Genomic DNA, 9,644 nt, shown 5'->3' on the forward strand with positions numbered 1-9,644 from the left:
CGACCGATCACGCTTGAGGCGCCGCGCGTCACACGGGCTTGAGCCCCGGATCGCCCTTGAGGGACTGGAAGGACGCCGCCGTGGTGACGGGTGCGCCCGGCGTCGTCACCTTGCCGACCGTGCGGTAGTCGGCGCGCAGCTTCTCCCGGTCGAGAGTGACGAGGAGATACCCGCGCCGCCCGTTGAAGAACTTCATGTGCGGGTTGGCCTTCGTCTGGGCCTCCCAGTCGTCGGGCTTGTCCGCGCCGTCGCCGCCGCTGGCGACGGAGGTCGCGACGAGTTCGACGCCGTGGTTCTTCGACTCCGGGTCGTCGAAGTCCTGCTTGATGTCGAACGCGTAGGCCACGTGCACATCGCCCGTGAGCACCACCAGGTTCTCCACGGGCGCGGCCTTCGCGGCGTCCAGGAACCGCTTGCGGGCCGCCGGGTAGCCGTCCCAGGCGTCCATCGAGACCTTGTGCGGGGTCGTGCTGTCCGCGTAGCGGCGGGAGAGGACGACCTGCTGCGGCACCAGGTTCCACACCGCGTCCGACGCCTGCCACCCCTCGGCGAGCCAGCTCTCCTGCGCGCTGCCCAGCAGGGTGCGGTCGGGCCGGTTGGTCTCGTCGCTGGGCACCTTCCAGCCGTCGTTGTTGGACTGGTCGTCGCGGTACTGGCGGCTGTCGAGGACGTGGAGCTGCGCGAGGGTGCCGTAGCTCAGCCGCCGGTGGAGGGTGAGGTCGGGCCCGTCGGGCTGCTGCGGCGGGCGCAGCGGCATGTTCTCGTAGTACGCCCGGTAGGCGGCGGCCCGGCGGACGAGGAACTTGTCCTTCGGGTCCTCGTCCTGGGAGACGTCCTTGGCGTAGTTGTTCTCGACCTCGTGGTCGTCCCAGGTCGTGATCCACGGGTGCGCGGCGTGCGCGGCACGCAGGTCGGGGTCCGCGTGGTAGAGCGCGTACCGCAGCCGGTACTGCTCCAGGCTCACGGTCTCCGCGTTGTGCGCGGCGGGGAGCTTGAGGTCGGGGTCGTTGCGGTCGCCGCCGTCGGGGGCGACCGCGTTCTCGTAGATGTAGTCGCCGAGGAAGACGACCGCGTTCAGCTCCTCCTGGGCCAGGTGCTTGTGCGCGGTGAAGTAGCCGCCCTGGAAGTTCTGGCAGGAGAGGAACGCGAAGCGCAGCGAGTCCGGCGCGGCGCCGGCGGCGGGCGCGGTGCGGGTGCGCCCGGTGGGGCTGGTCCACTCGCCGGTCCTGAAGCGGTACCAGTACGTGGTGTCCGCCTCGAGCCCCTCGGGGACGACGTGCAGGCTGTGCTTCCACTCCGGGTGCGCGATCTCCTCGCCCCGCGCCACCACGGTCCCGAAGTCCTTGTCGGAGGCCAGCTCCCAGGTGACGGTCACCGGCTCGTCCGTCATCCCGCTGTCCAGCTCGTACGGCTCGGGGGCGAGCCGGGTCCACAGCACCACGGAGCCGGGCAGCGGATCACCAGAGGCGACACCCAGTCTGAAGGGATCCTTGTCGATTCTCTTGGCTCTCATGGAATCGAGTGTCTGCACAGCACTGGCAGTGTTGGGAAGGTTCGTGCCGAACGCGAGTGCGGCGGCGGCACCGGCGACGGTGAGGAAGCGCCGACGGTTCAACTTCCTTGCCCCGGCGCGGAGTTCGAGGTCTGCTCTCGATGCGTGTGCCATGCACATGAGTACACGGTGCACAGACGGATACGCGTTGGCGTGTACTCGACACTCACATGTCCATCGGATGGCGGTCAGTTCCACCCCATGTCGCCCCACGTGGCGGGCAGCCGTACGCTGCGCGCATGGCGACGGAGATCGAATCCAGCGGGACCGGTGAGCGCGGAGCCCCCTGGGAGCAGGAGAGAAGGACCGCACTCGTCACGGGCGCCGGGTCAGGCATCGGCCGGTCCGTCGCGCTGACCCTCGCCGACGCGGGCTGGTCCGTCGTCCTCGCGGGCCGCCGGGCCGCGCCGCTGGAGGCCACCGCGGGGCTCGCGGGCAACGGGGCCTCCGTGCTCGCCGTCCCCACCGACGTCACCGACCCCGAAGCGGTCGCCGCGCTCTTCGCGGCCGTCCGCGAGCGGTACGGGCGTCTCGACCTCCTCTTCAACAACGCGGGCGTCTTCGGCCCGAAGCGGCCCGTCACGGACCTGACGTTCGAGGACTGGCGGCACGTCGTCGACGTCAACCTCCACGGCGCCTTCCTCTGCGCCCAGGCCGCGTTCCGCCTGATGCGGGACCAGGAGCCGCGAGGCGGCCGCATCATCAACAACGGCTCGGTCTCCGCGCATTCGCCCCGCCCCGACTCGACGGCCTACACCGCGACCAAGCACGCGATCACGGGCCTCACCAAGTCCCTCTCCCTCGACGGCCGCCCCTACGGCATCGCCTGCGGCCAGATCGACATCGGCAACGCGGCGACGGACATGACCGCGCGGATGCCGGAACCGATGATGGACGCGGCGGATGTCGCCCGTACGGTGCTGCACATGGCCGAGCTGCCGCTCGAGGCCAACGTCCAGTTCGCCACGGTAATGGCGACCACAATGCCCTACATAGGCCGCGGCTAACCGCCCCTTCTCCCTGCCTCTTCCCTCCGGGCTGCGCCCAAGCTGCCCCGTACCGTGCATCGCAGACTGCGGCTGCGCCGTGGCCACTCGCGCAGTTCCCCGCGCCCCTGGCTCTTCCGTTGGCGCTTGGGAGGTCTGCGCGTGGGGGCGCCCCCTGCTCGAAGAGCTTGGGGGAGCAGGGCTGGCAAGCGCAGCTCCCATGCCGGGTGCCCGGACTACGGGGCTGGGTACGGGGTGCCCCGTGCTGTGCATCGCAGGCTGCGGCTGCGCCGTGGCTTGTCGCGCAGTTCCCCGCGCCCCTAGAGGGGCAAGCCCCGGTGTGATGTGACCGGTCACGCCCACGCGGCGGAGCCGCACATCGAACACAGCCCCGCGCCCCTAGAGGGGCAAGCCCCGGTGTGATGTGACCGGTCGCGCCCACGCGGCGGAGCCGCACATCGAACACAGGCCCGCGCCCCTAGAGGGGCAAGCCCCGGTGTGATGTGACCGGTCGCGCCCACGCGGCGGAGCCGCAGATCGAACACAGGCTCGCGCCCCTGGAGGGGCAAGCCCTTGCCCCCGTTGAGGGAACAAGGGGTGAGAGGGCGGGGTTGGGGGTGGCATGAATGACGTGCTGCGCTACACCGCCTTCTCCGCCTCCCCCGCCGGAGGCAACCCCGCAGGGGTCGTCCTCGACGCACGCGGCCTGGACGACACGGCCCAGCTCGCGATCGCCGCCGAGGTCGGGTATTCGGAGACCGCGTTCCTCGTCCCCTCCCCCGAGGGGACGAGGACCTTCCGGATCCGGTACTTCAGCCCGGAGGCCGAGGTCGCCTTCTGCGGGCACGCGACGATCGCCACGGCGGTGGCGCTGGCCGAGCGGATCGGCCCCGGCGACGTGCTCTTCGAGTCGCAGGCCGGCCCCATCCCCGTCACCGTGACGACGGGCGAGGACGGAGCCCCGCGCGCCACCCTCTCCAGCGTCGAGCCGCACAGCGCGCCGCCCGAGCCCGCCGACCTCGACGAGGCCCTGGCCGCGCTCGGCTGGAAGAAGGACGAGCTGGACCCCGGCATCGCGCCCCGTATCGCCTTCGCGGGCAACAACCACCTCGTGCTCGCCGCCGCCACCCGCGAGCGCCTCGCCGCGCTCGACTACGACTTCGAGCGGCTCAAGGCCCTGATGACGCGGCTCGACCTGACGACGGCGCAGCTCGTGTGGCGCGCGTCGGCGGACGTCTTCCACGTACGGGACCCGTTCCCGGTCGGCGGGGTCGTCGAGGACCCGGCGACGGGCGCCGCCGCCGCGGCCTTCGGCGGGTACGCGCGCGAGAGCGGCCTCGTCCCCGAGGACGCCCGGCTGACGCTCCATCAGGGCGACGACATGGGCCGCCCCGGCGTCCTCACCGTCGAGCTGCGCCCCGGCGACCCCCGCGTGCACGTCTCGGGCACGGCGGCCCGTATCGCCTGAGCGGAAGGGACGGCAGACTCTCTGCGGACCACCGTCCGCAGAGAGATCCCGCCGTCCAGGAGAAGGTTGCCGTGACCGTGCCCCCCGAGCTGACCAACTGGTCGAACTACCAGAACGAGATCTACCTCCACGGGCTGGAGGGCCGCGTCCCGCCGTTCACCACCGACCTGACGGCGCTCGGCGCCTCGGCCCGCGACCACCTGGATTCCGGCGCCTTCGGGTACGTCGCGGGGGCGGCGGGCTCCGGCGCCACGCACCGCGCCAACCGCGAGGCGTTCGACCGGCGCCGGCTGATACCGCGCATGCTCAGCGACGCGACGGAGCGCGACCTGCGCACCACCGTCCTCGGCGCCGCCCTGCCGACGCCCGTCCTGCTCGCGCCCGTCGGCGTGCAGTCGATCGTGCACCCCGACGGCGAGCTGGCCACGGCGCGCGCCGCCGCCTCGCTCGGGCTGCCGATGGTGCTGTCCACCGCGTCCTCGTACACCCTCGAACAGGTCGCCGAGGCCAACGGCGAGGGCCCCCGCTGGTTCCAGCTCTACTGGCCGAACGACGACGAGGTCTGCGCCAGCATCCTGGGCCGGGCCAGGGCCGCGGGCTACACCACGCTCGTCGTCACCCTCGACACCTGGACCCTGGCCTGGCGGCCCCAGGACCTCGACCAGTCGTACCTGCCGTTCATCCGGGGCGTGGGCACCGCCATCCCCTTCTCCGACCCGGCGTTCCGCGCGGGGCTCGCCAAGCCGCCGGAGGAGGACCTGGACGCGGCGGTGCTGCGCTGGGTGCCGATGTTCACCGGGACGGACAGGTCCTGGGACCGGCTGCCGTTCCTGCGGGAGCACTGGGACGGGCCGATCGTACTGAAGGGCATCCAGCACCCGGACGACGCGCGGCGCGCGGTGGACGCGGGCGTCGACGGGATCGTGGTCTCCAACCACGGCGGACGCCAGGTCGACGGCGCGCTCGCCTCGCTCGACGCGCTCCCGCCGGTCGTCGAGGCGGTCGGCGCCCGTACGGAGGTGCTCTTCGACTCGGGCATCCGTACGGGCGCCGACGTCCTCAAGGCCCTGGCGCTGGGGGCGCGGGCCGTGCTGGTGGGGCGCCCCTTCGCGTACGGGCTCGCTCACGCGGGTGAGGACGGCCTCCGGCACGTCCTGCGCAGTCTGCTTGCCGACCTGGACCTCACCCTCGCCCTCTCGGGCCATCGGTCCCCGTCAGAGCTGACCCCCGACGACCTCTGGCACCGCTGACCAGGGGCTGCTTCGGGGCGCCTGCGGAGGTGCCCCGTCAGGGGCGCGGGGAACTGCGCGAGCAAGCACAGCGCTCCCGCACCCCGCGATGCACGGCACGGGGCAGCCCCTACGCGGCTCCCGCCGGGAGAGGGCGCCGTAGCAGCAGGCCCGCCGCGCCGGCCGTGAAGTAGACGACGATGCCGTAGACCGCGCTCGGCACCGCCATCTCCGTGCTGTCGAGGAGGGAGGGCCCGAGGGCGATCGTGAGGGAGAGGGACGTGTTGTGCATGCCGATCTCCATGCATACAGCGACGGCCTGGGCGTGCCCCGCCCGGGCCGCCCGCGCGGCGACGTATCCCGTCGCGAGGGAGAGCGAGCTGAAGACGACCGTCGCGAGCCCGACGTCGACCAGGTACTCCCCCACGTTCCCCGCCTCCGCCGCGATCGCGCCGACGATGATCAGCGCGAGGATCGCCAGGGACAGCACCTTCATGGGCCGCGCGGCCCGTTCGGCGAAGGCGGGGCGCCGGGCGCGGGCCCACATCCCCGCCGCCACGGGCACCAGCACCAGGGCGAAGACCTGCACCGACTTCTCGAAGCGGAGGCCGACCTCGCGCCCGTCGCCGACGTCGAAGTAGGCCGTCGAGAGGTTGACGACGAGGGGCAGGGTGAAGACCGCGAGCACGGAGTTGATCGCGGTGAGCGTGATGTTGAGCGCGACGTCGCCGCCGAAGAGGTGGCTGTAGAGGTTGGCCATGGTGCCGCCGGGCGAGGCGGCGAGCAGCATCATGCCCACGGCGAGTTCGGGCGTCAGCCCGAGGAGCAGCACCAGCCCGAAGCAGACGGCGGGCAGCAGCACGAGCTGGCAGCCGAGCGCGACGGCGACGGCGCGCGGATAGGCGGCCACCCTCCGGAAGTCGTCCACCGTGAGGCTCAGTCCGAGCCCCAGCATGATCACGGCGAGCACGGCGGGCAGCATGACGGTCACCAGCGGCGAGTCCACGCGCACAGGGTGGGGGCGGGCGGCGGAAGAGTCCATCGTCGTGCACGGTTAGGATGGCGGGACGGCGGACGAGCCGGCCGGGCGGCCGCGTCGGGTGCCCTCAGGGGTGCCCGCCGAGGAAGGTCCGGGCTCCACAGAGCTGGATGGTGGGTAACGCCCACCCGGGGTGACCCGCGGGACAGTGCCACAGAAAGCAGACCGCCGGGGCCGTATCCGTACGGCACCCGGTAAGGGTGAAACGGTGGTGTAAGAGACCACCAGCGCCCAGGGTGACCTGGGCGGCTCGGTAAACCCCATCCGGAGCAAGGTCAAGAGGGACCGGTCGCGAAATGACGGTCCTGCGCGGACGTTCGAGGGCTGCTCGCCCGAGTTCGCGGGTAGACCGCACGAGGCCGGTGGCAACACCGGCCCTAGATGGATGGCCGCCACGCCGGGCGCCGCGAGGCTCCCGGGTGACAGAACCCGGCCTACGAGCCGACTCGTCCGCCGCCCCCCCCGGCCCCCGGCCCCTGGCCCCGGGCAGGCCCGGGGCCGCCCGGGTCAGCGTACGGAGTTCGTGGCCGGGAGGAACGGCTCCAGGTCGTTCCAGCGGCTGATCTCGCAGCCGTCGGTGCGGTCGTAGCGGGCGTCGACCGGGCGGCCCGCCCAGCGGCCGGTGACGTGGGCGGTGGCGGGCCCGCCGTACTGCTTGGTGCAGGGGGTGTTCGGGGGGACGGGCGCGAAGGGGTCCTTGCCCCACCCCGTCGCCTTGTCGAGGCGGGCGCAGGCGGCACGCGGGTCCGGGTGGTCGCCCGCTGCGGGGTGGCAGTACAGCTCGTACGTGCCGTCGAGCGCCGGGTCGCCCGTGTGCGCGACGGTGACGGTGAGGTGGTCGCCGTCCGGGGCCGGGGAGACGGCCGGGGACACGGCCGGTGCCGCGGGGACGGTGGAGGCCAGGGCGGCGAAGGTCAGCGCCAGGGTGGCGGTGATACGGGACATGTGTGCGTGCTCCGAGTCCTGTTCCGGGGCCGGACCGAATGTCCGACTCCCTGATCAACCCGTTTCGCGCCGATACGTCACGCGGGGCGCGGCTCCCGCTCCGGCTCCGCCTCCGCGGCGGAGACCGCCGCCCGCCGCAGCCCCGGTGCCAGCGCGCAGGTGACCAGGAGCGAGAGCCCGGCCATCAGCGCCATCGCGGTTCCCGGCGAGGTGCGCTCGGCGAGCGTGCCCGCGAGCGCCGCGCAGACGCCCTGCATCGTGAGCATCCCGGAGGAGTGCAGGCCCAGCGCGTGGCCGCTCAGCTCGTCCGGGGTCAGCGCCATCAGCCGCTCCTGGAGCACGAGGCTCGCGGCGAAGCCGACGGTCGCGAGGACCACGGCGACCACGGCGACGCCCAGCGGGGGCCGCACCGCGAACACCGCGTACGGCGCCGCCAGCAGCACCAGCAGCGGCACCGCCAGCCCGGTCCGCCGCGCCTTCGGCACGAACCGCCCGAAGAGCACGTCCCCGGCGAGCATGCCCACGGCCCCGCAGGCGAAGAGGAGACCCGCGAGGTGCGGGGCGTAGGGGACGTAGAGGGACTCGCAGCCCACGACCAGGCCGTTGGGGAGCCACAGCGCGAGGTAGACGGAGCGGCGGGGCCCGGAGGACCACAGCAGCGCGTTGTTGCGCCAGGTCTCCGCGGCCGAGGGGCGTCCGGCGGCACGCGGCGGGCGCCCGGAGAGGCCGAGACGGGCGCAGACGGCGGCAGCGGCGTAGAACCCGGCGCCGACGAGCAGCGTGCCGCGCGCCGAGAAGACCGTGACCAGGACTCCGCCGAGCGCGAAGCCGCAGATCTGGGTGGCGCCCGAGGCCATGTTGAGGACCGAACGGCCGAGCAGGTAGCCGTCCTTGCTGAGGATCTCGTTGAGCAGCCCGTACCGGACGCCGCCGCCCAGCGAGGCCAGCGCGCCCACGGCCAGCAGCAGCCCGAAGATCCCCCCGATCGGCAGCCCCTCGACGGCCTGGGCCGCCGTGCCGAGCGCGAAGGCGAGCGAGAGCACGGTGAGCGCGGCGCGCGGCGGCAGCCGGTCGGCGGCCGACAGCAGGAACGTCGCGCCGATCATCTGCGCCAGCGAGGTGCCGAACATCGCGAGCGACGACAGCAGCGGGGACCCCGTCGCGGCGTAGACGAAGGTGCTCAGGGCCAGTCCGCTCACGGTCTGCCCCGCCACATGGCAGGTGTGGGTGAGGAAGAGCGGCGTGAACTCCCGGGTGCGGAAGAGGTCGTGGTAGGTGCGCATGGGCTTCAGGCTCTGGACGCGCGGGGCCCGGCGTTACTCTTTCGCGGGGAGGCGAAACATGGGGTGGTGGCAGGTCGACGCGGACACGCTCGCGAACAGCCGGTTCGTCGTCTCGCCGCTCGCCGAGGCGACGGCGGCGCTGAAGGTCCTCCACCGCGCCTCGGGCGCGCACCCCGGCGAGCGCGCCTGGCTGGACACGCACCTGCCCGCCTACCGCGCGCTGCTCGCCGACGACCCGGTCACCGCGCTGCTCGTACGGGCCGCGCTGGGCCGGACCTGGAACGCGGACTACCTCACGCCCACCCCGCGCGGCTTGGACGACGAGCCCCCGTTCGCCGAGGAGGTGGCGCGGGTGCGCGGGGTGCCGCCGGGCGCGGCGCGCGCCGACCTCACCGTCTCGCTGGGCGGCCCGCTGCCGCCCGCGCTGTGCCGCGACGACCTCCCGGAGCGCACGGCGCGCGTCCTGGAGTGGGTGTGGCACGAGACGGTGCGGCCGACGTGGCGGCGACGGCGGCGGATCGTCGAGGCCGACGTCGTGGCGCGCACGGTGCGGCTCGGCCGCAGCGGCTGGGCGGCGGCCCTCGACGGCATGCGCCCCCATCTGCGCTGGCTCGGCGGGAGCCGCCTCCAGATCAACGCGTACGCGTATCCGCCGCGCGAGATATCCGGCACCCGCCTGCTGTTCGTCCCGGTCACGCCGAGCACGGGCTGGGTCTCCTGGGAGGAACCCGCCGACGCGCCGCACCGCTCGGCGGTGGTCTACCCCTGCGCGGGCGCGCTCTCCGCCGAGGCCGGGAGCGTGCCCGCGCCGCGTGCGCTCGGCACGCTGCTGGGTGGTGGGCGGGCCGCCGTTCTGGTGCTGCTCGACACTCCGCTGAGCACCACGCAGCTCGTGGCGCTCACCGGCCAGGGCCTCGGCTCTGTCGGCCGCCACCTGCGGGTGCTGCGGGAGGCCCGGCTCGTGCGGCGGCGCCGGGCGGGCCGGTCCGTGCTGTACGACCGTACGGAGGCCGGCGAGGCGCTGGTCGCCGCCCAGCGGGACGGCGAGGCCTGAGCAGGGCTGGGCAGGGGCTGCCCCACCTGTCCGCCGCAGACTTGCGGGCTGAGTGTGGTCGCTCGCGCAGTTCCCCGCGCCCCTGGGT

At 73.4% G+C, this 9,644-nt stretch carries 8 protein-coding genes and 1 other RNA gene; 5 read left to right on the plus strand and 4 right to left on the minus strand.

Annotated elements, in window-relative coordinates:
• Positions 1–28 precede the first annotated feature (28 nt).
• Positions 29–1,666 carry an alkaline phosphatase D family protein gene (locus ABD343_RS24755; RefSeq protein ID WP_425578260.1) on the minus strand — a complete coding sequence of 546 codons (1,638 nt, stop codon included), beginning with the start codon at positions 1,664–1,666 and terminating at the stop codon, positions 29–31.
• A gap of 125 nt (positions 1,667–1,791) precedes the next feature.
• Here ABD343_RS24755 and ABD343_RS24760 point away from each other — a divergent pair, with 125 nt between their 5' ends.
• From ABD343_RS24760 to ABD343_RS24770, 3 genes are all read left to right on the plus strand, one after another.
• Positions 1,792–2,559, plus strand: coding sequence for an SDR family oxidoreductase (locus ABD343_RS24760; RefSeq protein ID WP_344531526.1), 768 nt, complete (start codon positions 1,792–1,794; stop codon positions 2,557–2,559).
• Between the two features lie 601 nt (positions 2,560–3,160).
• Positions 3,161–4,006, plus strand: coding sequence for a PhzF family phenazine biosynthesis protein (locus tag ABD343_RS24765; RefSeq protein WP_344531527.1), 846 nt, complete (start codon positions 3,161–3,163; stop codon positions 4,004–4,006).
• A 71-nt stretch (positions 4,007–4,077) separates the two neighbouring features.
• Positions 4,078–5,256 (plus strand): lactate 2-monooxygenase, encoded by a 1,179-nt coding sequence (locus tag ABD343_RS24770; protein WP_344531528.1) that lies wholly within the window; start codon positions 4,078–4,080, stop codon positions 5,254–5,256.
• A gap of 109 nt (positions 5,257–5,365) precedes the next feature.
• Here ABD343_RS24770 and ABD343_RS24775 read toward each other — a convergent pair whose 3' ends face one another.
• Positions 5,366–6,241, minus strand: coding sequence for a bile acid:sodium symporter family protein (locus ABD343_RS24775; RefSeq protein WP_344531529.1), 876 nt, complete (start codon positions 6,239–6,241; stop codon positions 5,366–5,368).
• A 69-nt stretch (positions 6,242–6,310) separates the two neighbouring features.
• Here ABD343_RS24775 and rnpB point away from each other — a divergent pair.
• Positions 6,311–6,727: RNase P RNA component class A (gene rnpB, locus ABD343_RS24780), an RNA gene on the plus strand.
• A gap of 54 nt (positions 6,728–6,781) precedes the next feature.
• On the opposite strand, the gene ABD343_RS24785 is transcribed toward rnpB, so the two are convergent.
• Together ABD343_RS24785 and ABD343_RS24790 are read right to left on the minus strand one after the other, a co-directional pair.
• Entirely contained in the window at positions 6,782–7,219 is a 438-nt protein-coding gene (locus tag ABD343_RS24785; RefSeq protein ID WP_344531530.1) for an SSI family serine proteinase inhibitor, read from the minus strand.
• A 77-nt stretch (positions 7,220–7,296) separates the two neighbouring features.
• The gene (locus tag ABD343_RS24790) at positions 7,297–8,502 is read right to left on the minus strand and encodes an MFS transporter (RefSeq protein ID WP_344531531.1); all 1,206 of its coding nucleotides are present in this window, start codon (positions 8,500–8,502) and stop codon (positions 7,297–7,299) included.
• A 58-nt stretch (positions 8,503–8,560) separates the two neighbouring features.
• Between ABD343_RS24790 and ABD343_RS24795 the strand changes: the two genes are divergently transcribed.
• A complete protein-coding gene (locus tag ABD343_RS24795; RefSeq protein ID WP_344531532.1) occupies positions 8,561–9,556 on the plus strand; it encodes an ArsR family transcriptional regulator in 996 nt (331 codons plus the stop codon).
• Positions 9,557–9,644: the final 88 nt, after the last annotated feature.

This window comes from Streptomyces albiaxialis, from assembly GCF_039530985.1.
GTDB lineage: Bacteria > Actinomycetota > Actinomycetes > Streptomycetales > Streptomycetaceae > Streptomyces > Streptomyces albiaxialis.

What these genes read in the sequence shown, in the direction of transcription:
- ABD343_RS24785 (WP_344531530.1), bottom strand. Translation starts at nt 7,219, where the DNA reads ATGTCCCGTATCACCGCCACCCTGGCGCTGACCTTCGCCGCCCTGGCC.
- ABD343_RS24755 (WP_425578260.1), bottom strand. Translation starts at nt 1,666, where the DNA reads ATGGCACACGCATCGAGAGCAGACCTCGAACTCCGCGCCGGGGCAAGG.
- ABD343_RS24795 (WP_344531532.1), top strand. Translation starts at nt 8,561, where the DNA reads ATGGGGTGGTGGCAGGTCGACGCGGACACGCTCGCGAACAGCCGGTTC.
- ABD343_RS24765 (WP_344531527.1), top strand. Translation starts at nt 3,161, where the DNA reads ATGAATGACGTGCTGCGCTACACCGCCTTCTCCGCCTCCCCCGCCGGA.
- ABD343_RS24790 (WP_344531531.1), bottom strand. Translation starts at nt 8,502, where the DNA reads ATGCGCACCTACCACGACCTCTTCCGCACCCGGGAGTTCACGCCGCTC.
- ABD343_RS24760 (WP_344531526.1), top strand. Translation starts at nt 1,792, where the DNA reads ATGGCGACGGAGATCGAATCCAGCGGGACCGGTGAGCGCGGAGCCCCC.